The following is a 24589-nucleotide window of genomic DNA, read 5'->3' as shown; positions in this document are numbered from 1 at the left end:
TCTGTTGTGCACTATAACGAAGTTTTTAAGCTAAGTACGCTTAAAAAGGCAATTGCCATTTTTTTGCCACAATTGCTCAGCAGTTTGCCATTTTTGCTCCCCTTTGTTGCCACTTGAACTTGTTTTAATAGAGCCATCAAAACAAAACATCACAAATTAAAAAGTAAGTTTAAGGATCACATCATGAAGAAGACATTAATCGCGTTAACACTCGTTGCTAGTTTTTGTACTCCAGCAATTGCCTCAACATCTAACACGCCATCAAAAGAAGCCCATAAAGAAACGGCTATTGGTTTAGGTGCAGGCGCTATTATTGGCGGCGTAGTAGGCGGGCCAATTGGTGCGTTTATTGGGGCATTTTCCGGTGGCTTAATAGGCGATTCAAAAGTAGCTGATAACAAAATTTCAGAGCAAGAGCGTGCCATTACGGTAATGAAAGAAAAAACCAACGATTACCAACACGTGCTTAACCACAACAATATGTTAGAGCAACAGTTAGAGGTACTTGCCAATCAAAATGAGCAGTTAACTCAAGTTCAAATTAATAACTTATTGGCGATGACGGTGCAATTTAAAACAGGTTCTAGTGTTATTGCCCCGCATTTTTCACTGCAGTTAGACCAACTTGTTACCTTGTTAAACAACCAACCACAACTCGCACTTGATTTAAGTGGCTTTGCCGATCAGCGCGGCGACGAGCAAGCCAACCTTTTACTTTCTAAAGCGCGTGTAAATGCGGTGCAAAGCTATTTAATAAAACACGGTGTGAGCCACAAACGCTTAAGTACGCAAGCATTTGGTGAACAGCAAGCATTAGCTAACAGCAACACGGTGGAAGATAACTTTTTTGATAGACGCGTAACGCTTACCACTCGCTCAATGAACCCAGCAAATGGCCAAACGGCGAGTAACTAAAACTATTTAAAACAAAGCGTTCGATGGAGTGATTTTATGTTGAGTAAACCAACCAAAATGCTTACTAAAGTAAGCATTTTTATATTCATAGCGATTGTGCTGTTAGTGAGCTTTAAAAGCCATGCGCAATCACCCAAGTTAGAGCTTTTTGATAGCAATGGTGCGCCAGCAGGCCCAGCAATAATATTAAAAAGCGACGCCAATATGACCTTAACTGGCCTAATTAATCATGTTGTAGTTACGCAAACCTATCAAAACGAAAACCCGTTTGCAGTTAACGCGCGCTACGTTTTTCCATTGCCAGATGAAAGCGCCGTGCACGCCATGACGATGCGTATAGGTGAGCGAGTCATTAAAGGCCAAATTGATAAAAAAGTGGAAGCCGAAAAAAAATACGAGGAGGCTAAAAAAGCAGGTAAGCAAGCTGCCCTAGTACGCCAGCAACGCGCCAATATGTTTATTACTAATGTGGCAAATATTGGTCCTGGTGAGCAAGTAGTAATTGAGCTTGAGTATCAAGAAATAATTGACTACAGCAGCGGTACATTTGCTATTAGATTTCCGACTACCATTACACCGCGTTATCACGCGATTAGTGGTGAGGTTGAGGTTAATACTCAACACCAAACGCACGTTACCCCATTGCCAACTGGGTGGTTAAGCCCTGTTTACAGCATTCAAAACATCACTCAAAATAGTACTCAAACTGATAACGTACCAAGTAGTAAATTTAGCTTAAACATTGATATAGATGTAGGCTTAGAACTGGTGGATATCAATTCTAAATTTCATAATGTTGATGTACAAAACACAGCATTTGGGCAATATAAAATAGCGTTAAATGAAGCAAATGCAGTTAATCGCGACTTTGTACTTGAGTTTAAACCGCTGCAAAAAGAGCAAGCTCAAGCCGCATTTTTTACTCAGCAGTTTGAAAATGGTGACCGATATGGGCTTGCTATGCTAATGCCACCGGGGGATCACTTTACACAAACTCAGCGATTACCTCGCGAAATGGTATTTGTAGTTGATACGTCTGGCTCTATGCACGGGCAATCTATGGAGCAAGCTAAAAAAGCGTTGTTTTATGCGCTGTCATTACTTGATAGCGACGACAGTTTTAACATTATTGGTTTTGATAACATAGTGACTCCAATGAGCGATAAACCACTTATAGCCAGCGACTTTAATTTACGCCGTGCAGAGCGATTTATTTATAGCCTCGAAGCCGATGGCGGCACTGAAATACAAGGTGCCCTTAATGCCGTACTTGATGGCAGCGAGTTTGATGGTTTTGTACGCCAAGTTGTATTTTTAACTGATGGTAGCGTAAGTAATGAAGACGCATTGTTCAAAAATATTCAAAGTAAATTAGGTGATAGCCGCTTATTTACAGTGGGTATTGGCAGCGCACCTAACAGCTTTTTTATGCGCCGAGCGGCAGATATAGGCAAAGGCTCATTTACGTTTATAGGCAGCACAAGTGAGGTGCAACCTAAAATGCAGCAGTTGTTTGATAAACTTGCACATCCTGCGATTACTAATTTGGCGCTAAGCGATGAAAGCGGTAACAGCTTAGATTTTTGGCCATCACCACTACCTGATTTATATTTTGGCGAGCCTATTATGGTCGCTATAAAACTTAATAATGCTAAAAGTGTGGTACTTGCTGGGCAAACAGCACAAGGGCCTTTAAGTATTAAATTAAGTACACAAAATAGCTCAAGCGCTCAAGGTATAGCAAAACTGTGGGCGCGCCAAAAAATCAAGTCATTACTTTTATACAACGAGCAAAATACAGTTAAAGATGAAGTACAGGAGCTTGCACTTACTCATCAATTACTTAGCCCGTTTACTGCTTTTATAGCGATTGAACAAACTCACATAAAAGAAGTGGCAAAGCAAACGGCGCAAGCTACTAATGCAGTACCACAAGGTATGGCAAAGCGTTTACCACAAACAGATGGGCAAAGTAGGCTGCACATATTATTAGGCTGTATTTTATTATTGGGATTTGGCGCTCTTAAAATAAATCGAGGGCTTAAATTAAGCAGGGCACGTAAATGAAAAAGTGGCTAAGCGCGGGCTTACTAATCGCTGGGCTTGGATTATTTGGTCACGGTGCATATATGCAGGCAAAAGCGTGGCTTGCTCAAGTATTAATTGAACAAGCATGGCAAGAGGCGCTTAAATCACCCAGCACTAAAGTAAAACCGTGGTATTACGCCGACAGCTACGTGACTGCAAAGCTTGATTGGCCAAGCCATAATAAAACATTAAGTGTATTGGCTGGAGCGAGTGGTCGTAATTTAGCGTTTGCGCCAAGCCAATTTTTACCTGCAGGAGAGCTTGGCGGAAAAGAGTTTGGAAACGAAAAAGGCGCGCTAATAGCAGGGCATAACGACACCCACTTTGCATTTTTACAAAACGCAAAAGTGGGAGAGGCGTTTACTTTACAACTGCAAAGTGGGGTGATTCAAAATTATAAGGTAACGGGGATTGAGGTTATTCATCAATCCCAAAACTCATTTTTACAAACACCTGGGCTGTATTTGCTTACCTGTTACCCTTTTGATTCGCTTGCCTCGGGTACTGATTTAAGATTGCTTGTATCTGCGCAAATGTCTTCGCCTGATTCACTAAGCGGTATATCAACCACAAGTTCTTGATGGCGCTGGCTTACCATTACACCAATAAATACCACAAATATGCTCAGCCATTGCCAAACGTTGAGCACTTCGCCCAAAATAATAGCTGACAAAATAAGTGTAAAAATAGGAATTAAATTAGAGTACGCTGCAGCGGTTAATACCGATACTTTGCTAATAGCGTAGTTGTACATGCCGTAGCCGCCAAGGGTTACACACGAACCTAAATACAAAATGCTCATGAGCGCAGTTAAGTCGTGTTGGTTTTCGCTTGGTAGGTCGATAAAAAATAAAAATGGCGCAAAAAACAAGCTGCCGCTAATACCTTGCAACGCAATTAAAGTCAGGGGCGAGTAGCGAGTAGCGATTAGCTAAATGTTTAATACTTACGGTATAAAATGCAGCGCACACCATAGCCATAAGCTCTAAAAAGTTACCCAACAACGGATTAGGTGCCTGCTCAGAACTTGGTGAAAGAAGCGTAAGTAAAATACTGCCGCCAATACACAGCGTAAAACCAACAACAATGGCTTTGCTTATGTATTCTTTAAGTAATAAAAAGGCAAGTAGCGCAATAATTATAGGCAAGCACGACACAATAACACCGGCCTGCGAAACTGATGTGTATTCCATTGCATGGCCTTCAAATAAAAAGTACAAGCAAGGCTCAGCAAGCGACATACCCACTAAATACTTCCAGTCACCTTTTAAATACTCAAACCGAATAACATAGCGCCATAAACAAAGCGATAAAACTAACGTGGTGAGCATGCGTAAAAATATTACCAATGCAGGGTCGTAAATAGCAATGGCGTATTTGAGCGCTATAAAAGAGCTGCCCCATAAAAAGGTGGCAATAATTAAGCATAAACTGGCAGGCATAGAGAGTAATTTACATAATTTAATAAAATCAGATCCTAGCATGAAAATTTTTAACTTGTTCAAAAATACCGAGCTGGTATAAATTAATTCATCTTTAATTAATCAGTAGTAAAAAGCATATGCAAAGGGAACAGGTAATAGTTGTAAAGCTTGGTACAAGCGTTCTTACTGGTGGCACCGATAAGCTAGACAAAGCACATATGGTTGAATTAGTACGCCAATGCTGCGAGCTTAAAAAGCAGGGGCATCAGGTTATTTTAGTATCGAGCGGCGCGGTAGCTGCTGGGCGCGAACAACTATTAAAACCCTGTGGCAGAAGCTTAATTGATAAACAAATGCTTGCTGCAATTGGACAAGGTCAACTTATTCATATTTGGCAGAGCTTGTTTGCTTTATATGGGGTAAATGTAGGGCAAATGCTGCTTACTCGCGCTGATGTAGACGACAGAGAGCGCTACCTTAATGCCCGCGATACACTCAATGCGTTATTAAATTACGACGTTGTGCCCATCATTAACGAAAATGACGCAGTCGCTACCAGCGAAATAAAAGTAGGCGACAACGATAACTTGTCGGCACTTGTCGCTATTTTGGCTAATGCTAATAAGTTACTGTTGCTAACCGATCAAGAAGGGTTATTTACCAGCGATCCGCGCACCAATGCCAATGCAACCCTTATTGGCGAAGTTACACATATAAACGATGAGCTGCGCCAACTTGCTGGTGGCAGTGGTACAAGTTTAGGCACCGGCGGCATGGCAACTAAATTACAAGCCGCCGACATTGCAAGGCGCGCAGGTGTTGAAGTTATTATTGCTAAAGGCGCAGGTAAAAACGTTATTTTAAAATGTATGAGTGACGAGTTACCAGGCACACGCTTTTTAAAACTCACCGCCCCAAAAGATGGGCGTAAAAAATGGTTACTAGCTGGGCCTAAAAGTACCGGCCAAATTGTTATAGATGCAGGTGCTATTGGCGCCCTTCAAAATAAAGGCGCTAGCTTACTCGCTAAAGGCGTTACTAATGCATTTGGACGTTTTGAACGCGGTGATTTAATTGATTTAATAGATAATAAAAATCAAGTGATTGCACGGGGCTTAACGCGCTTTAGCAGTACCGAGGTGAATAAAATAAAGGGTGCGCATTCTAGTCAAATAGGTAAGTTACTTGATTACGATAGCGGCGCAGAAGTATTGCACCGAGACGACTTAGTATTACTTTGATAATTATCATTTATATAGGCTTACTCTGAAGTCTGATTGAACTGTAATTAACGAACTGACTATTGATAATAGTATTGAGCTTTTTTGATTGTAAATTTGTGCTAAAATCTGGCTCCTTAAATTGTTGTAAATAGAGTGCTAAGCATGAAATTAGTTCGTTGGTTACTAGGTTCTATAATTTTATTTTTTAATTTTGTATTTACTCCTCGCAGTAAAAAGCGTGCAAGCGATGTGCAAGCGCAGCTTGATCAGCAAACCTCACAATTTAAACTGTATCAATTTAAAGCATGCCCGTTTTGTGTAAAAGTACGTCGCGCTATTAAGCGCGAAGGCTTAAACATAGAAACGCGTGATGCAAAAGACAATGAGCAATATCGTCAAGAGCTACTAGAGCAAGGTGGCAAAGTTAAAGTGCCTTGCCTGCGCATAGAGCAAAACGGCCAAGTAGAATGGCTGTACGAATCAAACGATATTATTGCTTACTTAAACAAAGTAGCTGCATAAACCACTTTTATTATCTCACTTATCTAAAGAGACATTATCATGACAATCCGTACTCGTGTTGCCCCGTCGCCAACAGGTGACCCGCATCTTGGCACTGCTTACATCGCCTTATTTAATTACTGTTTTGCTAAACAACAAGGTGGTGAATTTGTACTTCGTATAGAAGATACAGACCAAGTACGTAGCACACCAGAGTCAGAACTTGCGATTATGGATAGCCTACGCTGGTTAGGGCTTGAGTGGGATCATGGTCCTGATGTGGGTGGCGAGTTTGGTCCTTACCGTCAATCTGAGCGTAGCGATTTATATAAAAAATACGCGCATCAGTTAGTTGACGATGGTAAAGCGTTTTACTGCTTTGCAACAAGCGAAGAGCTTGATCAAATGCGTGAAGAGCAAATGGCAGAAGGCCTACGCCCTAAATATGATGGTCGTGGTTTAAAGCATACCGATGAAGAAATTAAAGCTAACTTAGCTGAAGGCAAACCTTACGTTATACGTATGAAAATCCCAAGCGAAGGCACATTTAAGTTTAACGACTACCTACGTGATGAAATTGAGATCCCGTGGGAAAACGTAGACATGCAAGTGCTTTTAAAAGCAGATGGTTTCCCGACGTACTTTTTAGCGAACGTAGTTGATGACCACCATATGGAAATTAGCCATATTTTCCGTGGCGAAGAGTGGATTAACTCAGCGCCTAAGCTATTAAAGCTTTATGAAGATTTTGGTTGGGAAGCGCCAGTACTTGGTCACTTACCATTATTGCGTAACCCAGATAAATCAAAGCTGTCTAAGCGTAAAAACCCAACGTCTATTAATTACTATAAAGAAATGGGTTACCTGCCAGAAGCCGTGCTTAACTATTTAGGCCGTATGGGTTGGTCAATGCCTGATGAGCGTGAAAAGTTCACACTTAATGAGATGATTGAAAACTTCGACATGAAGCGTGTATCGCTTGGTGGCCCAGTATTCGACGTTGATAAATTAAGCTGGTTAAACGGCATGTGGATCCGTGAAAACCTAACCGACGAGCAGTTAATTCAGCGCTTTGTTGATTGGAAGTTTAATGGCGAAATGCTCGCTAAAATATTACCCGAAGTTAAAACACGTATTAATACGCTGTCGGATATGGTTGAGCTTGCAGGGCACTTTGTAGGGGGTATTCCAACTTACGATCCTGCGCTATTAACAGCCGGCAAAGCAGACGAAAACGTGATTCGCCAAGCGCTACAATTTTTTGTATGGCAGCTTGAAGGTTTACGTAGCTTTGAAAAGCCCGCTATTTTTGCAATTGCAAAAGAAGTGGCTACATTCCACGAGCTAAAAATTAAAGACTTTTTAGAGCCAATATTTGTCGCCATTACAGGCAAAAAATCAAGTACGTCAGTGCTTGATGCAATGGAAATATTAGGGTCTGACTTATCACGTGCTCGTTTACGTGTAGCACTTGCCCATTTAGGTATTTCTAAAAAGCAGGCTAAAAATATAGAGCGTGCGTACCGCGAATACCCAAGTGCATAATTGCTAAACAATGTACTTTTAAAAGCCGAGCTTTATTAAGCTCGGCTTTTTTGTTTCAGGCTGTTTAGCTATATGACATCGTATTTTGATATTGTTTAGCCTAAGCATTCACTATTTACTAAATGCTACAATGCGGCATATAAACTCATAGGAGGCAGTATGATTGCAACCGTTAAAAACAAAGCTATTTTTAGCAGTAATACATTTTCGATAAACCTTGTTACTTACCCAACTAATCACAGCGTAATGAACCATATTGACCCTGTGCAGCAAGGGCGCTATTACAAGCTCAACTTTGTATTAGAAAAACCTAAAGCGGGTGGGGTATTTAAATGCTCAAAATGCATTATAAATTTATTTAATCGCGTGTATTTGTTTAGACCCGATAAGTACGAACACAGCGTATCTAAAATCGAGTCTGGAAAGCGTGTACTACTGAGCTTTGCGCTTAATATATAATTTGCACTTTTACTTATTAATAGTCGTAGGCCTGTCCGGTGCATAAAACAGATAGGTCGCAATACGATACAGAGGTTTCACTACAAGAGTTAATAGTAAAAGCATTCCCGCCTCTGCGCATGGCATCAGCTTTAAGTAAATCAATCGCGTTTGATTTAGAGCGGTTATAGCTTACATTATTGTTACCTCTACCGTCGCCATCACAGCTTTCGCCTTCTATTCGCCCTAAAAGTGTTGCACCACTTTCGTGTGCTTCTTGGTCGCTATAAAACTGCTGTAAATCTCTTTTATTAACGTAGGTGCCAATTTCTTGAGATAAAACGTCGTTGTCTATATCTGTATGATAAGTAATGCCTGAACAACCCGTTATTGTGGCGAGCACTGTTATTGCCATTATTAAACTTCGCATATTTATTAGTCCCTTAATTTATTTAATACCAATTTGCTTATATATGGGGGCTATTTAACGTTAAGAAAATCACGCTAAAACTAGGCGAAAATTTTTGTATCTAGTTGTTCTAAATAAAAAATTTTTAACGAAGTTATAGTGAAATTTAATTCGTTAAATTGTTCAAAGATTTATGCAAGTTGGTATAAGGTAATAAATTACTAACAAAATCAAATGCGGGCAATGTTTACTACTAAATAAATTGTTAGCATTTGTAAATGTATTTAGATTTTACTGAGCATAGGGTAAGTAAACAAAAAGAAGTGGCAAACATTAACCAACCAATGGCATAAAATAGCCCACTCTAAGCGCTGCGTTTTATAAAAAACATAGCCATACCCCAAGCCTGCAATAAACGAGACCAGCACATAGTTAGTCCCTCCAGCAAAATGTGCCAAAGCAAACACACTAGCAGCAATTACTGGGGCCAGTATTGCTAAGCGAGTTGATGTAATTATTTTGCTAAGCTTAGTTTGCAGTAAACCTCGAAATAAAGCCTCCTCAGCTACACAGGTAAATAAAAGATTGATAGCAATAAAGGTTAACCAAAAGTCAGGAACCTTAGGATTAAAGCTCACAAGCCCAAGTGTTAAAGCAGCTATAAGCGCAGTAAAAACGGTAGTAATAATTATTAAAACAGGTTGTTTAGCATCGAGCAAAATAGATTTATTAGAGTCTGCTTTCAAAGGCTTTTTACTTGAATCTAAGTTTGAATAAAAGTAAGCACAAAGAAATAACCCAGCCATCGCTTTATCAAAATTAGCATAAAGGGTAAAAGCAATCGCATCGCTTGTAATACGCTCGTTTATAACAATAGGGAGGTTATTAAAACCAGGCACCCAATGAAGTGCTAATGCCAATGAGGTAATTATAAAAATAGTACTTAAAGTAGCACGTATTATTGCCCGCTTTGTATGCAGCGCACAGTAGTATAAAACAACGTAAAGCCCGGTAAACAGCAGAGCATATAAATTTATATAACTTTGAAAATACGCACTTATAACACTTAAAGCTATTAAGTAATGCCAAAGGGGTTGTCGCATTATTGATATTTTGCAGTACGGAAAAACACATATAACGGATAGCGCTAATAAATAAAAGGTCATTGTTTTTTATTGCTTTGTTTTATTTAGCAACTAATCTAACAGATTCGACCTCTCAATATTTTTTTTCTGGTAGTATAGATAGGTTATAAGCAGTTTAAGCAGTGAAAAAACTATGTTAAGTCCTTATTTTCAGCAACATGCTGATTACGTTTCTATCTCTCGTGAGCAAGGTTGTCGTTTCGCAAAATGTGTTGCCGATGACTACAATCCACTTCATGACAAAGATGCTAAAAAGTTTTGCGCGCCAGGAGACTTACTTTTTTCTTTAGTGTTAGATCGCTATGGCATAAGTGAGCGAATGGAATTTACCTTTGCCGGAATGGTTGACGAAAACACCAAACTTAATTTTCCTGAGGAAGCCGATGAGTTTGATGTAACCAATGGCGAAAAAGTTATTTTAAAGGTAAAGCGCAAAGGTAAAACCAGCCAATGCCCAACACTTACAAACAGCCTAATAAAAAATTATGTTGAGTTTTCTGGTACTACTTTCCCGCATGTAATTATTCCATTAATGGGTAAGCAAGAGGTAATGATAAACCCTGCGCGCCCGATGGTGATTTACGAATCAATGATTATCAACCTTGATAATCTTGATATTAAAGCACCAGAACTTGAGTTTGCAGAGCCTAGTTTTGAGTACGCCGGTAAGCGCGGAAAAATTACACTACGTTTTAACCTGTTAGAAAACGGCGTTAAAGTAGGTAGTGGTGAAAAGCATATGGTAGTTTCGGGTATACGCGAATACTGCCAAGCAACAGTTGACGATTTAATAGCGTTTTACAACGAGCGTAAAGCGACACTAAAGCCAGCTTAAAGCTACAGTAAATTAGAAAAGGCGCTAAATACAGCTGTTATTTAGCGCCTTTTTTATTGCTTTTTTTATTGTTTTAGCGCTAAAGCGAAAGTGAGTAACCACGATTAAATACTTTTCTGGACTGGTTAATTTACGCAGTACAGTAATATGCGTACAATAGCGCTCTTTGTTATTTTAAAGCTAAGCCTATGTCTGCCACTACGTTCTCATCACTTAATCTCGACCCGTTATTATTAACAGCGATTGAGCAAAATAATTACACTCAACCTACCGCAATTCAGATTAAAACCATTCCGCCTATTTTAGCGGGAAGTGATGTAATGGGCAGCGCACAAACAGGCACAGGTAAAACCGCCGCTTTTGTTTTACCTTTATTACATAAGCTTTTAAATACCCCTAAAAAAGATGAGCAAGGCCTTGCTCGTGTAGTCATTTTAACGCCAACCCGTGAGCTGGCTCAGCAAGTATTTGCAAGCTTTGAAAAATACGCACAAGGCACTAATATCAATGGTGCTTTAGCCTATGGTGGCGCAAGTATTGGCCCTCAAATAAAAGCACTTAAAACAGCGCAAGTTATAGTGGCAACACCAGGGCGTTTGCTTGATCATATAGTTAAAGGCAGTGTGATACTTTCAAGCGTAGATTCGCTTGTATTTGACGAAGCCGACCGCATGCTTGATATGGGCTTTATTGATGAAATAAGACGCATATTGCGCCATATTCCAGGCGATCGCCAAACTTTACTATTTTCAGCTACGTTTGATGACAGCGTGTTTGAACTCAGTAAAAAGTTACTTAAAAACCCAGAACTAATTGAAGTTGATAAACGTAACTCAGCCGCGGTTGAAGTAGAGCAAGTTATTTACGCTGTAGATGAGGATCGTAAGCGCGAACTTGTATCGCACATGATTGGTATGAAAAACTGGCGCCAAGTGCTTATTTTTACTCGCACAAAACAAATGGCTGATCAGCTTGCTAAAGAAATGTGTAAAGACGGTTTAAAAACCGAATCAATCCATGGTGACAAATCGCAAGGCGCACGCGACCGTGCATTGCAAAACTTTAAAGAAGGTATTACACGCGTACTTGTTGCAACCGATGTAGCTGCGCGTGGTTTAGATATTTCTACACTTAGATACGTAATTAACTTTGAACTACCGTACATTGCCGAGGATTACGTGCACCGTATTGGCCGTACAGGTCGTGCTGGCGAACAAGGACTTGCTATGTCGCTGGTAAGTCTTGATGAGCAATGGCTGCTAGAAGAAATTGAAGTACTACTCGATACGCGTTTAACGCCGCAGTGGTTAGGAGGTTACGAGCCAGATCCTAATAAAAAGCCAAAAGATAATCGTAAAAATACTAACAAGTCGCGAAAAGATCGCGATAAAAAACGCATCACTGGCAAAAGAGAGCCAAGTAGACGTCGTAAATAATAGCTTTTACTTTGCTTTTTTGCCTATACTGGAGCTACTAAATAGCCGAGGTAAAGTTAATGTTTGAAACTGATAAATGGGCATTCTCTGGTATTGATGGCCAAATATCTTTGCATAAATGGCAAAAAACAATCGACCTTATAACGGGGCTTTTTTCGGCCCCGTCGGGTTATATAGTTCAGGCAACAAGCAAAGGCTATCGCGTTGTTATTAGAAGTAACGAAGGCGGCTCTAGCTTTGAGACCAATCCTATACTTCCTCCTCAAACACCTCTGTTTTGTCGGTACGTTGCTGAAACTAAAAATATTTTATATGTTAATGATGCAAGCAATAACGATGCATGGAACACCCTACCAGAAGTCGTTGAAGATGGTGTTGAATCCTACCTCGGTTTACCTATTCATTGGCCTGAAGGCGAAGTATTTGGCACGCTATGCTTAAAAGATACTCAGAAAACAAGCTATACCGATGAATACTTTGAACTCATAGAACAACTACGCGATTTAATTGAAGACGACTTAGCGCTTGTGTATAGCTATGAGCAAATGCGTGAAATAGCCATGCTAGACTCATTAACAAATATTTATAATCGCCGAGCACTTAACTTATTAGCCCAGCAAAAACTTAACTTAGCGCTACGTTTAGGCTTTGACGTGTGTTGTTTGTTTATTGATATAAACGACTTTAAAAAATTAAACGACACTTGCGGACATGAAGTGGGCGACAAAGCATTAATTATATTGGCAGATACGTTAAAAACTCATTTAAGAGATGCGGATATAATAGGGCGTTTAGGTGGCGATGAGTTTGTTGCAGTAATGCAAGTAAGCGATAAAAGTAAAATTAACTACATCATGGATAAAATATCTTCTGAGTACTCAAAAGCCTTACTCAAAGAGGAGGTTTGCGATTTATCGCTTAGTATTGGTTATAGTTTTACTAATAAACAAAAGCAGCCCTTTGAAGCGCTATTAAATGATGCAGACCACGCAATGTATAAAAATAAACAAGCGTATAAGCTCGCTAAAAAAGCACAATAATAAAAGCATTTTACTTAATCTTTGCCCATAAAAAAGCAAGCCATTAGGCTTGCCAAGAAGGGTGTTAATTTGTTTAAGCTATTAGCTTCTCAGCTAGATTTAATTCCATTGTAGCCTTTAGTAAACGATATAAGTTAATTGACGCGTCAATTTCTTCTTTGCGGTTTGTTAAGCTTTCAATATTTAATCCCAGCGGCACATCTAAATGCGCACAGCTTTTAATTATTAAGTCGAGGTTTTCGCGGCAAATACGCACTGATTCGCTTAATGTATTGTCTGCATCAAGCATGCGCCATTTTGTAGCTTCTGGCACTGAAATACCCAACCACTTCATAAAGTCTAAGGTTTTTTCGCCGCCGCACGGGGTAAACGTTAATATAATACGTTGTGGTGTAATACCTTGTGCTTTACATGTACGCGCGTAACTAGTGATTAACTCTATAGTCGCTTGTGCGTCGTAAACAGCTTGCGATATAAAAAACTGACAACCTTGTGCCGTTTTTTCTATTAATCGTTCATGCTCATTTCGTTTGCTTGAATGGCGCTCAGCAATAGTAACGCCACCTAAAAAGAAATCATCTGATTGTTCAGCCAATGCTTTATATGCATCTGGCAGGCTTAACTTTATATCGCCTACCGATGACGGGCTACCTACTAAAACTACATTTTGTAAATCGTAGTCGTTTTTAGTTTCACTTAACCAATCTTTAAATTCGCCCACGCCACGCTGCGCCACACTTTTATAAGTAATTACATCTTGTGCAGATAAATTACGAATTAAATGGCTGTATTCACGCGGATCAACAGTTTGTTTAAACGCAAATGGACGATCTTGATTTGTACGGCTGCTTTCGTCTTGAATGTCGTAAATTATTACACCGTCGTATTCAATTTCGTGTAAGCGACCCAATAGCTTTTCTGCAATGATTTTTAATTGCGCTTTATCGGTGCCAATTTTAGGCGGCGTAGTACCAATAAGATAAACACCTTGTTTGGTGTCCTCTATTTTCTCTTTTAATGATAAAGCCATAATCCTCATTCCAGCCAAGTGCGTGTTGATGGATTTAATATAGCAGCCATTTAGACGTCTAGATAGATTTATTTAATGAAAGTTTTTCAACTAACATGATGTTTATTCATAGTGCATGTTCCCATTACTTATAATTGACACAGTTGTTTACATAATAAATTCCTTTGGGACTCTTATATTTATTGGCTTTGGGGCATAATCGAGGGTGAGTTAGTGTTAAATCTAACAATAAATTTGCTCAATTTAAAAAGGGACAACAATGAAATTTAAATTATTAGCAACCAGCTTAGCGGTATCGCTGGCGTTAACGGGTTGCGCCATGCAGCAAAACCAAAGCACGCAAACAACAGCACAACAAGAACAAGTAAATAAAGCTGATGATCGTGTTTTTTCACAAGATTACTTAATTGAAGAACTAGAAAACGGATTACGCGTAATGGTTGTTAAAACCGATTACCCCGATGTCGTGTCGCTGCAAATTCCGGTATCGGTTGGATCGCGTAACGAAGTTGAAGAGGGCAAAACAGGCTTTGCTCACTTTTTTGAACACATGATGTTTAAAGGCTCACAAAAATACCCTGAAGATGTATATTCAGACATATTAAAAAATTCAGGTGTTGATAACCGCGCGTATACAACAAACGATTTTACAAACTACCACTTAAACTTTTCAAAGCAGCATCTTGATAAAGTACTTGAGCTTGAAGCTGATATTTTTCAAAACTTAACCTACACCGAAGAGCAATTTAGAACCGAAGCACAAACGGTAAAAGGTGAGTACTTAAAAAACAACGCGAGCCCAGTTCGTAAATTATTAAGCGCTGTACGCGAAGAAGCATTTGATAAGCACACGTATAAACACACCACTATGGGCTTTTTTAAAGACATAGAAGCGATGCCTGATCAAATGGCGTACGGTAAAGAGTTTTTTGCTAAATTTTATAAGCCTGAGTATGTATCGCTGGTAATTGTGGGCGATGTAGAGCCAGAAGAAACAATGGCAATGGTTAAAAAGCATTGGGGCAGCTGGAAAAAAGGTAACTACGTTGCTGACATTAAGGCAGAGCCTGTGCAACAAACACCAAAATATTTGCACCAGCAAGATGAAGCGCTACCAGGGCATTGGTTGCTTGTATCGTACAAAGGCGCTGCGTGGGAGCCTGCTAAAAAAGACAGAGCAGCACTTGATTTAATCTCACAACTTTATTTTTCAAATAATTCAGATTTATATCAAGAGCTAGTGGTCGACAAACAAATTGCCAGCCAAATGTTTACCTATAACCCAGAAACTAAAGATCCGGGTTTATTACACGTATTTGTTAAGGTAGAAAACGCAGACGATTTAGCCACTGCGCGCGATGCCATTAACCGCACTTATGCAAAAGCACGTACAGAGCTTGTTGATGAGCAAAAGCTAAGTGATTTAAAATCGAATCTTAAATATAGCTTTATTAATGGCTTAGATTCATCGCAAGCGATTGCATCAACCCTTGCTAGCTACATGCATTTTGAGCGCGATCCTGAGGTTATAAACCAGTTGTATAAATCGGCTGATAACATTACCAGCGCAGATATTAAAGCCGTTGCTAATAAATACTTTACCGATAATGCACGTACCACATTAACTATGTCGGCACTTGATAAAGCCCCAGGGTTTGAGCAAGAAGTTGATTTAAATGCGCTTACTGCAAAGCTTGAACAAGCACCTGCTGCACCTGTATTTAAAGTGCTTGATAAAACCAATAGCTCGCCATTAATTGATGTTAACTTTTTATTCAATACCGGTGCGGCTGCCGACCCACAAGGCAAAAAAGGCGTTGCTGCGTTAACTGCGGCTATGCTTGCACAAGGCGGTTCGCAGGCGACAAGCTATAAAGATATTCAAAAAGCACTTTATCCGCTAGCGGGTAGCTTTGGTTATCAAATAGATAAAGAAATGCTGTCGTTCCAAGGGCGTATTCATAAAGATAATGCGGTGCAGTGGTATGCACTTGTGAGCGATCAATTACTAAACCCAGGCTTTAGAGAGGATGACTTTAAACGCCTCAAAAAAGAAATGATCGACGGCATTAAATCTGGCTTAAAAGCATCTAACGATGAAGAGCTAGGTAAAGAAGTACTATACAGTGCGCTTTACAAAAATCACCCTTATGAAAGCTACAACTACGGTGATATTTCTGATTTAGAAGCGTTGACGCTGGATGATGTTAAAGCGTTTTATAACAGCGAGCTTACGCAATCTAAACTCACGGTTGGCTTAATTGGGGCTGTGCCTGCAAAACTTAAAGCTAAAATGATGAGCGATTTTGCAACGCTACCAAAAGGTGAGCAAAGCCGTTTAAGTATTCCTGATGCGCCAGCACTTAAAGGTCATCATGCAACTATTGTAGAAAAGTCTGCGCAATCGACGGCGGTATCGTTTGGTTTTCCTATTGATACAATAAGAAGCAGCGAAGACTGGACAGCCCTTTGGCTTGTGCGCTCGTACTTTGGTGAGCACCGTAGTTCTAACAGCTTTTTGTATGAGCGCATTCGTGAAACTCGCGGCATGAACTATGGCGATTACGCATACATTGAATATTTCCCACGTGGTATGTTTCAAACGAAGCCTGATGCAAACCTAGGGCGCTCTGAGCAAATATTTCAAGTGTGGTTACGCCCACTTCGCTCTAATAACGATGCGCACTTTGCAACTCGTACAGCTTTATTTGAGTTAGATAAGCTCATTAAAAATGGTATGAGCGAAGACGATTTTGAAGCCACGCGTAACTTTTTAATTAACTTTGTGCCGCAAATGGTCGCAAGTCAAAATCGCCAATTAGGTTACGCACTTGATAGCGAATTTTACAACACAGATAGCTTTGTAAGTTACGTGACTAACAAACTTAAAACGCTAACGCTTACAGATGTAAATCGCGTTATTAAAGAAAACTTACAAACAGAGAACGTTCAATATGTGTTTATAACCGCAGACGGCGCTGATATGCAAAAACGTTTAGCATCGCAGCAAACATCGCCAATGGTTTACAACACAGAAAAACCAGCAGAGCTTGTTGCTGAGGATAAAGTGATTGCCGATTATAAATTAGCAATTCCTGCTAACAATATTGAAGTAATGAAAGTCGATAAAGTATTTCAATAATTTAAGCTGTTTTTAAACTGTTTAAAGCGTATAAAAAATGCCCCAGTGCTTTAAAACTCTGGGGCATTTTTATATTAATACTTTAAGCCAAAGCATAGGCTTGTTATTAATAAAATAAGCTCGTTACTAGTATCATAAGTTCGTTACTAATAGCATACAGCCAACACCGAGTGTAAAGCTTATTAAAGAGCTTATAGCAATAGCTACAATAAACTTTTGCGTTGATTGAGTTTTAACCGTTTCATCTACTTCTAAGTCGTCTAGTTTTATAAGCTCGCCTTGGCGCACTTCAAATACTGCGCATAAAGCCATTGTGGTTTCTTTTGATGCCGCACCTTCTTTTTCTACACGCTGAATAGTACGTAAGCTTACATCGCAGGCATCGGCAAGTTGCTGTTGCGTCCAATTAAATTGCTGCCTAAGTTCTTTTATTGTTTTAGGATTAAGTTGCATGCGTTTATTTACCTACCACTAAGTCAATTAGCGCAAAGGTTGAATACCCACCCAAGTATCCGGCAAGTACACAGGCAGAAAAAAATAGGACGGCTCTTTTCGTGTCCTTAATAAAAGGAAGTACAGTTTGTTCTTGTTGTTTTATTTGCTCATTATTTTTAAAAAAAGTACATTCAAGCTTGCCAGTGAGAATATTTTTCATGTGATATTTAACTTGGTAGTTATGTTCTTTAAACTCAAATGTATGCGTGCTTTTTCTACCAATACTACGTTTACTACTAACTAAATCGTCGTTTACGTAGATTTCTTCTTTGCCAGTAAAGTAGCTGCCAAAACAGGCTATTTGATTGTCGCCATCTTGAAAGTAAAATTTGTAACCTAATTTTTTTGTATTTAATATATCGTTTTTCATCATCGTTATCCTTGTTGAGTTGATGATGCTAATTTAGCGTTTGTTTTTGTTATTTACGCCGTCAGCTGTACGCCAGTATGTATTTTGGCATATGACAGGTGAGCTGTCATATGTTGTTAGCTTTTGATTTTTATTAATTTATTATATTTTAAGTATGTATTGGTCATTTTAGTTACTGTCGTATAACTTAATCTAAAAAATGAGTAAGTATTTAAAATATCATTTCTGGGTGCTAGTTATATCTAATAACCAGAACAAATAACTAAGGGATTAACACCTTTGTGGCTAAATCCGTTAGACTTGGGAAAAGGCTATTTTATATCAACTTAAGGCAGTGCAGTATTATGCGTCATGCAATTTGGCAAAAGCTTCGCGACGAAGCTAACGATGTAGTAAAACGTGAACCATTATTAGCAAGTCATGTGTATTCATGCATTTTGAATCATGATTGTTTGGGTTCGGCATTGAGCTTTATTGTTGCTAATAAATTAGCTGATGCGGTGGTATCTGCATTTACTATTCGTGAGTTATTTGATCAGGCATTTGTAAAATGTGACCGTATGCTGTCTTTTGTAGCAGAGGATATTAAAGCAGTAAAAGATAGAGACCCCGCAGCAGAAACGCATCTTACCGTGATGTTAAATCTAAAAGGTTTTCATGCTATTCAGGCGCACCGTTTGGCCAATTGTTTATGGCAACAAAATCGCAGAGAGTTAGCGCGTTTTATTCAAAGCCGTACATCTGAAGTGTTTGGAGTAGATATTCACCCAGCGTGTAAAGTGGGCAAAGGCATTATGTTTGACCACGCAACGGGTATTGTTATTGGTGAAACAGCGGTAATTGAAGATAACGTTTCAATACTGCAATCGGTAACGCTTGGTGGTACAGGTAATGAGCAGGGCGATCGTCACCCTAAAATTAGAGCGGGCGTGTTAATTGGTGCTGGTGCTAAAGTATTGGGTAATATCGAGGTGGGTGAGGGCGCACGTATTGGTGCAGGCTCTGTTGTGCTAAGTAATGTACCTGCGCATACGACTGCGGTTGGTGTACCTGCTAAAATTATTGGTCGACCGGATTGTCCTTGTCCGGCGCAAAGTATGAACCAAAACTTTTTAACAAATCCTGAGCCTGAAAACGAATCACACACGAGCGCAATGCTATAAGCAATTCAAAGCAATTAAAAGTAATTAAAAGTAATTAAACTAAAAGGAATTAACATGAACAAGAATAGTTTATTGGCTCTAGGGATTGGGTTTATTGCAGGTGTAGGTTTAACTTGGAGCTATTTTAATTTAGCTTCAAGTGATTCAGAGGCTACTGATTTACAGAAAAGTTATGCAAACCAGCAAAAGCCTAATGCTGAGCAAACAAAAAGTAATGAAGTAACAGCAGATGATGTTGAACCTGCCGTTACTGAGCAAGTCGCTAGTTTTGAGCAAAGTGATGATACTGCCCCAATTACGGCTGAAACTGAAGAGCTTGATGACTTACCTCTTGAGGAGCAAGTTGTGCAACTCAAGCAACAACTCGCCGAACAGAAAGCGACGCTTAAAAGCGTTTTAAAGCAAATGAGGGGGCCATCAGACTTTGAGCAAATTTTACGTGAAAAATTTGAAAAGCAAACGCGTGACGAAGAATGGGCTTATCGTACTGAAATGGCATTACAAGATTTTTTATTAACAGCTGATTTGGTAATTATGCCTGATGTTGTTAGTGCAAAATGTAAAACAACGATATGCGAATTTGAACTTGCCGCACCTGCTGACAACGATGCATTTGACAGTGCTCAATGGCGAGAGCTAAGCGACAAGTTGATGAAACAAGAGTTTTGGCAACAATTTAAAAGCACTACCTCCACATCGAGCGATAGCGAGCTTAAATTCTTGCTAAGTACCGAGCTTTAAACTGTATCAGTTTAAGTAATAGGTATGACCTGTGATTCTATAGAGCCATCAACGAGCTCTGTAATTAAAACATCGCCTATTTTAATTTGATCCACAGATTTAACTACTTTCCCTTGCTGTGTTTTAGTGATGCTATAACCGCGCGCTAAAACATTAAGCGGACTTACCGAATCTAACCTACTTGCTTGCAATGCTAAGCTATTATTAGCTTGGCGTAACTGATGCTGTATAGCTTGGTTTAGCCTAGCTTGTAATTGCGAAAGTTGATGGCTTGCTGTAGCGAGTTTTTTATCGGGTGATTGGCGCATTAAACGCGGTGTTAAATTATTAAGCGTGCGCTCTTGCTGATATAAACGGTTACGCATAGCTTGTTGCAGTGCAATGCTTAGCTCGTCCAATCGTTGTGATTTTTGATTAAGTTGGTTACGCGGATGGCACAAATTAAGGCGATGTTGTAGCTGTGTTGCTAGTGCGCGTTTGTCAGCAATATCGTGCTTAAACGCGTTAGACAAGCGATTAACTAATTGCGTTACTTTGTTATGTAACTCTTGCGTATTTGGACTTACAAGCTCAGCTGCTGCTGATGGAGTCGCTGCACGAACATCAGCAACGTAATCGCTAATGGTGGTATCTATTTCGTGGCCTACTGCACTTACTATGGGTAATTCACTTTGATAAATAGCACGGGCGAGCTGTTCATGGTTAAAACACCATAAATCTTCAAGTGATCCGCCGCCGCGTCCTAAAATAAGTACGTCTACCTCGTCACGAGCATTGGCCAACTCTATTTGATTAATTAAATGCACATGCGCTTCTTTACCTTGCACCATGGCAGGGTAAATAATGACTTCTAATTGCGGCGCACGGCGTTTAAGTATCGTTAAAATATCTTTTATAGCAGCGCCGGTCGCTGAAGTAATAACACCAATACGGTTTATATTTTGGGGTAATGGCTGTTTGTGAACAGAGCTAAATAGTCCTTCGGCGGCTAAGCGCATTTTAAGTGCATCGAATTCTTGCTTTAGCTGACCTTCGCCCGCAGGTTCCATATGCTCAACAATAAGCTGGTAATCACCGCGTGGCTCATAAAGTGATACGCGCGCTTTTACTGTTACTTGTGCGCCATTGGCAGGGCGGTAGCTTTGGTTGCGATTATTGCCTCGCCACATTGCGGCTTTAATTTGTGCTTTATCGTCCTTTAACGAAAAGTACCAATGTCCAGATGCTGGGGTAATAAAGTTAGAAATTTCGCCCGTGAGCACTAAAGATGCAAAACCTTGCTCAAGGATTGTGCGAATTTCTCTATTAAGGCGTGAAACGGTGTAAACCGCCTGCGAAGGCTTCGAAAACATAAAAAACAACCTAAAACTATTTATTGCACTACTTTATCATAAATATTTGCGAAATATTATTTACTCATGGCGACAACGCTGTTAAAATTTGGCCGCAATTCCTTATCTTAGATCCACATGTGAGAAGTTGCCAAAATGCTTAGAATCGCTAAAGAAGCTCTTACCTTTGATGACGTACTTTTAGTACCTGGTCATTCTACTGTTTTGCCACACACGGCAAATATTTCAACTCGCTTAACGCGTGGTATCAAACTTAACTTGCCGCTTATTTCAGCATCTATGGATACTGTTACAGAAGCTCGTTTAGCTATTGCCCTTGCGCAAGAAGGTGGTCTTGGTTTTATTCATAAAAACATGACTATTGAAGAACAAGCGAAAAACGTACGTAAAGTTAAAACCTACGAAGCAGGTATTGTTTCATACCCTGTAACGGTGACTGCCGATTTAACAATAGCAGACGCTATTGAGCTTTCACACGAAAAAGGTTTTTCAGGCTTTCCAGTTACCGATAGCGACAATGTACTTGTTGGTATTGTAACTAGCCGTGACATGCGTTTTGAAACGAAGCTTGAACAGCCTGTTTCTACCGTTATGACTAAAAAAGAAAAGCTTGTTACCGTTAAAGAAGGCGCAGCTCGCGAAGAAATTTTAGGCTTAATGCACGAACACCGCATTGAAAAAATTCTTGTTGTTGATGACGCTTTTAAACTTAAAGGCATGATCACAGTAAAAGATTACCAAAAAGCCCAAGACAAACCAGACGCATGTAAAGACGACCAAGGTCGTTTACGTGTAGGTGCTGCTGTAAGTGTTGGTGCAGGTACTGATGAGCGTATTGCTGCATTAGTAGAAGCGGGTATTGATGTTTTACTTATCGATACATCGCATGGTCACTCTCAAGGTGTTATTGACCGTGTTTATAAAACGCGTAAAGAATACCCAAATTTACAAATAATTGCTGGTAACGTAGCGACCGCTGAAGGTGCGGTTGCACTTGCAGACGCTGGTGCCGATGCAGTTAAAGTAGGTATAGGCCCAGGTTCTATCTGTACTACACGTATTGTTACCGGTTGTGGCGTTCCACAAATTACCGCTATTTCAGATGCTGTTGAAGGCTTAAAAGGTCGCGACATTCCTGTAATTGCTGATGGCGGCATTCGTTTTTCTGGCGATATTGTTAAGGCACTTGTTGCTGGTGCATCGTGTGTAATGGTGGGCTCACTTCTTGCTGGTACAGAAGAAGCACCAGGTGAAGTTGAATTATACCAAGGTCGTTACTACAAGTCTTACCGTGGTATGGGCTCATTAGGTGCGATGGACCAAAAAGAAGGTTCATCAGATCGTTACTTCCAAAAATCAAACGAAGCAGACAAGTTAGTACCTGAAGGTATTGAAGGTCGCGTAGCTTACAAAGGTCCAATTGCAACGATTATTCATCAGCAAGTAGGTGGCTTACGTAGTGCTATGGGCTTAACGGGTTGTGCAACAATTGAAGAGCTTAATACAAAACCACAGTTTGTACGTGTTACTTCAGCGGGTATGGGTGAATCGCACGTACACGATGTGCAAATCACTAAAGAAGCACCAAATTACCGCTTAGGTTAAGCAGCGTAATTAATTTAATATACTGGGCTTGCTTTGCAAGCCCTCTTTTTAGTCGTTTACATTAACAAATGACATTTAGCATCAGACTTTACGAGATACTCCATGAGCAAAGATATTCACGATTCACGAATTCTCATTTTAGACTTTGGTTCACAATACACGCAATTAATCGCGCGCCGTATCCGCGAAATTGGTGTTTACTGTGAGCTATGGGCATGGGATGTGACTGAAGAGCAAATCCGCGAGTTCAACCCACAAGGTATTATTCTTTCTGGTGGCCCAGAATCAACAACACTTGAAAACAGCCCGCGCGCTCCAGAGTATGTATTTAATGCAGGCGTGCCTGTACTAGGTATTTGCTACGGTATGCAAACAATGGCAGCTCAACTAGGTGGTAGTGTACACAGCTCTGATAAAAAAGAGTTTGGTTACGCACAAGTAGAAAAAGCAGGTAACTGTGCATTGTTTGATGCGATTGAAGACAGCATTACCGATGGCGGCAACGGCATACTCGACGTATGGATGAGCCATGGCGACAAAGTAATGGATATTCCAGCTGGTTTTACAACAACAGCTAAAACATCTACTTGTCCACATGCTGCAATGTCTAACGAAGAAAAACGTTTTTACGGCGTACAGTTCCACCCAGAAGTAACACACACGCATCAAGGTCAGCGTTTATTAGAGCGTTTTGCTATTGATATTTGTGGCTGTGAAAAATTGTGGACTGCTGCAAAAATTATCGATAATGCAATTGAGCGCATAAAAGAAACTGTTGGCGATGACGAAGTTATTTTAGGTCTTTCTGGCGGTGTTGATTCATCGGTTGTGGCTATGCTTATTCACCGTGCAATTGGCGAAAGGCTAACATGTGTATTTGTTGATAATGGTTTACTTCGTTTAAACGAAGGCCAGCAAGTAATGGACATGTTTGGTAATAAATTTGGCTTAAACATTGTTAAAGTTGAAGCTGAAGAGCAGTTTTTAAATGACCTTGCAGGTAAGTCTGACCCAGAAGATAAACGTAAAGCCATTGGTCATACGTTTATTAATGTATTTGATGAGCAAGCCAAAAAGCTTAAAAATGCAAAATGGTTAGCGCAAGGTACAATTTACCCAGATGTAATTGAATCAGCGGCATCTGCAACTGGTAAAGCGCATGTTATTAAATCTCACCACAATGTGGGCGGGTTACCAGATGACATGAAAATGGGCCTTGTTGAGCCATTACGTGAGTTATTTAAAGACGAAGTACGTAAAATTGGCCTAGAGCTAGGTTTACCGTACGACATGCTTTACCGTCATCCTTTCCCTGGACCAGGTTTAGGTGTGCGTGTACTTGGCGAAATCAAAAAAGAATACTGTGATTTATTACGCCGCGCTGATGCGATTTTCATCGAAGAGCTTCACAAAGCTGAGCTTTACCATAAAGTAAGCCAAGCGTTTACTGTATTCTTACCGGTTAAATCGGTAGGGGTTATGGGCGATGCACGTAAGTACGATTGGGTTGTATCACTTCGTTGTGTTGAAACAATCGACTTTATGACTGCGCGTTGGTCACATTTACCGTATGAATTTTTAGGTGTGGTTTCTAACCGTATCATTAACGAAATAGATGGTATTTCTCGTGTTGTTTACGATATTTCAGGTAAGCCACCTGCAACTATCGAATGGGAATAATTAATTTTAGTT

At 39.9% G+C, this 24589-nt stretch carries 21 protein-coding genes and 1 pseudogene; 15 read left to right on the top strand and 7 right to left on the bottom strand.

Annotation, left to right across the window (positions count from 1 at the left end):
• Positions 1-183 precede the first annotated feature (183 nt).
• Genes pdsO through I6F49_RS08950 form a run of 3 tightly spaced genes read left to right on the top strand, consistent with a single transcriptional unit; the run spans position 184 to position 3584 of the window.
• Positions 184-915, top strand: a complete 732-nt coding sequence (pdsO, locus tag I6F49_RS08960; RefSeq protein ID WP_166420470.1) for a sortase-associated OmpA-like protein PdsO — start codon at positions 184-186, stop codon at positions 913-915.
• A 36-nt stretch (positions 916-951) separates the two neighbouring features.
• A complete protein-coding gene (locus I6F49_RS08955; protein WP_197179918.1) occupies positions 952-2982 on the top strand; it encodes a marine proteobacterial sortase target protein in 2031 nt (676 codons plus the stop codon).
• The gene (locus tag I6F49_RS08950; RefSeq protein WP_197179916.1) at positions 2979-3584 is read left to right on the top strand and encodes a class GN sortase; all 606 of its coding nucleotides are present in this window, start codon (positions 2979-2981) and stop codon (positions 3582-3584) included. The genes I6F49_RS08955 and I6F49_RS08950 overlap by 4 nt, the downstream gene beginning before the upstream one ends.
• Here the strand turns inward: I6F49_RS08950 and I6F49_RS08945 are convergent.
• Positions 3479-4445 (bottom strand): annotated as a pseudogene (locus tag I6F49_RS08945) (DMT family transporter). The gene I6F49_RS08950 and the pseudogene I6F49_RS08945 overlap by 106 nt on opposite strands.
• Before the next feature lie 119 nt (positions 4446-4564).
• Between I6F49_RS08945 and proB the strand changes: the two are divergent.
• From proB to I6F49_RS08925, 4 genes are all read left to right on the top strand, one after another.
• On the top strand, positions 4565-5668 hold the full coding sequence (proB, locus tag I6F49_RS08940; RefSeq protein ID WP_166420467.1) for a glutamate 5-kinase: 1104 nt from the start codon (positions 4565-4567) through the stop codon (positions 5666-5668).
• Between the two features lie 144 nt (positions 5669-5812).
• The gene (locus I6F49_RS08935) at positions 5813-6172 is read left to right on the top strand and encodes a glutaredoxin family protein (RefSeq protein ID WP_166420466.1); all 360 of its coding nucleotides are present in this window, start codon (positions 5813-5815) and stop codon (positions 6170-6172) included.
• 39 nt (positions 6173-6211) lie between these two features.
• Entirely contained in the window at positions 6212-7696 is a 1485-nt protein-coding gene (gene gltX / locus I6F49_RS08930; protein WP_197179915.1) for a glutamate--tRNA ligase, read from the top strand.
• Between the two features lie 159 nt (positions 7697-7855).
• Positions 7856-8155 (top strand): hypothetical protein, encoded by a 300-nt coding sequence (locus tag I6F49_RS08925; RefSeq protein ID WP_021032137.1) that lies wholly within the window; start codon positions 7856-7858, stop codon positions 8153-8155.
• Positions 8156-8171: 16 nt separating this feature from the next.
• Here I6F49_RS08925 and I6F49_RS08920 read toward each other — a convergent pair whose 3' ends face one another.
• Both I6F49_RS08920 and I6F49_RS08915 read right to left on the bottom strand, forming a co-directional pair.
• Positions 8172-8564, bottom strand: a complete 393-nt coding sequence (locus I6F49_RS08920; protein WP_197179913.1) for a hypothetical protein — start codon at positions 8562-8564, stop codon at positions 8172-8174.
• A 263-nt stretch (positions 8565-8827) separates the two neighbouring features.
• Positions 8828-9709, bottom strand: a complete 882-nt coding sequence (locus I6F49_RS08915) for a CPBP family intramembrane glutamic endopeptidase (RefSeq protein WP_197179911.1) — start codon at positions 9707-9709, stop codon at positions 8828-8830.
• A gap of 112 nt (positions 9710-9821) precedes the next feature.
• On the opposite strand from I6F49_RS08915, the gene I6F49_RS08910 reads away from it, so the two are divergent.
• The 3 genes from I6F49_RS08910 (at position 9822) to I6F49_RS08900 (ending at position 12999) form a co-directional block, all read left to right on the top strand.
• On the top strand, positions 9822-10523 hold the full coding sequence (locus tag I6F49_RS08910; protein WP_197179910.1) for a DUF3581 domain-containing protein: 702 nt from the start codon (positions 9822-9824) through the stop codon (positions 10521-10523).
• 188 nt (positions 10524-10711) lie between these two features.
• Entirely contained in the window at positions 10712-11959 is a 1248-nt protein-coding gene (locus I6F49_RS08905) for a DEAD/DEAH box helicase (protein ID WP_197179908.1), read from the top strand.
• 59 nt (positions 11960-12018) lie between these two features.
• Positions 12019-12999, top strand: a complete 981-nt coding sequence (locus I6F49_RS08900; protein ID WP_197179906.1) for a sensor domain-containing diguanylate cyclase — start codon at positions 12019-12021, stop codon at positions 12997-12999.
• Positions 13000-13072: 73 nt separating this feature from the next.
• On the opposite strand, the gene I6F49_RS08895 is transcribed toward I6F49_RS08900, so the two are convergent.
• A complete protein-coding gene (locus I6F49_RS08895; RefSeq protein ID WP_197179904.1) occupies positions 13073-14029 on the bottom strand; it encodes a methylenetetrahydrofolate reductase in 957 nt (318 codons plus the stop codon).
• A gap of 259 nt (positions 14030-14288) precedes the next feature.
• Between I6F49_RS08895 and I6F49_RS08890 the strand changes: the two genes are divergently transcribed.
• Positions 14289-17171: a M16 family metallopeptidase gene (locus I6F49_RS08890; protein WP_197179902.1), complete on the top strand. Its 2883-nt coding sequence runs from the start codon at positions 14289-14291 to the stop codon at positions 17169-17171.
• A 132-nt stretch (positions 17172-17303) separates the two neighbouring features.
• Here the strand turns inward: I6F49_RS08890 and I6F49_RS08885 are convergent, their stop codons facing one another.
• Complete coding sequence (locus I6F49_RS08885) at positions 17304-17624, bottom strand: helix-turn-helix transcriptional regulator (protein WP_197179900.1); 321 nt, start codon at positions 17622-17624, stop codon at positions 17304-17306.
• Between the two features lie 4 nt (positions 17625-17628).
• Positions 17629-18036 (bottom strand): hypothetical protein, encoded by a 408-nt coding sequence (locus tag I6F49_RS08880; protein ID WP_197179986.1) that lies wholly within the window; start codon positions 18034-18036, stop codon positions 17629-17631.
• A 344-nt stretch (positions 18037-18380) separates the two neighbouring features.
• Here I6F49_RS08880 and cysE point away from each other — a divergent pair, with 344 nt between their 5' ends.
• Together cysE and I6F49_RS08870 are read left to right on the top strand one after the other, a co-directional pair.
• Positions 18381-19199: a serine O-acetyltransferase gene (cysE, locus tag I6F49_RS08875; RefSeq protein WP_197179898.1), complete on the top strand. Its 819-nt coding sequence runs from the start codon at positions 18381-18383 to the stop codon at positions 19197-19199.
• Between the two features lie 54 nt (positions 19200-19253).
• Positions 19254-19940: a hypothetical protein gene (locus tag I6F49_RS08870; protein WP_197179896.1), complete on the top strand. Its 687-nt coding sequence runs from the start codon at positions 19254-19256 to the stop codon at positions 19938-19940.
• An 11-nt stretch (positions 19941-19951) separates the two neighbouring features.
• On the opposite strand, the gene xseA is transcribed toward I6F49_RS08870, so the two are convergent.
• Positions 19952-21292, bottom strand: coding sequence for an exodeoxyribonuclease VII large subunit (gene xseA, locus I6F49_RS08865; protein WP_197179894.1), 1341 nt, complete (start codon positions 21290-21292; stop codon positions 19952-19954).
• Between the two features lie 135 nt (positions 21293-21427).
• Between xseA and guaB the strand changes: the two genes are divergently transcribed.
• Positions 21428-22897: an IMP dehydrogenase gene (gene guaB / locus I6F49_RS08860; protein ID WP_166420910.1), complete on the top strand. Its 1470-nt coding sequence runs from the start codon at positions 21428-21430 to the stop codon at positions 22895-22897.
• Between the two features lie 102 nt (positions 22898-22999).
• Complete coding sequence (gene guaA, locus I6F49_RS08855; RefSeq protein WP_166420909.1) at positions 23000-24577, top strand: glutamine-hydrolyzing GMP synthase; 1578 nt, start codon at positions 23000-23002, stop codon at positions 24575-24577.
• Positions 24578-24589 lie beyond the last annotated feature (12 nt).

It is taken from the genome of Pseudoalteromonas sp. SWN166 (genome assembly GCF_015864485.1).
Lineage (GTDB): Bacteria > Pseudomonadota > Gammaproteobacteria > Enterobacterales > Alteromonadaceae > Pseudoalteromonas.
Note: the sequence above shows the minus strand (reverse complement) of the source record. Positions and strands in the feature narration are given on the sequence as shown.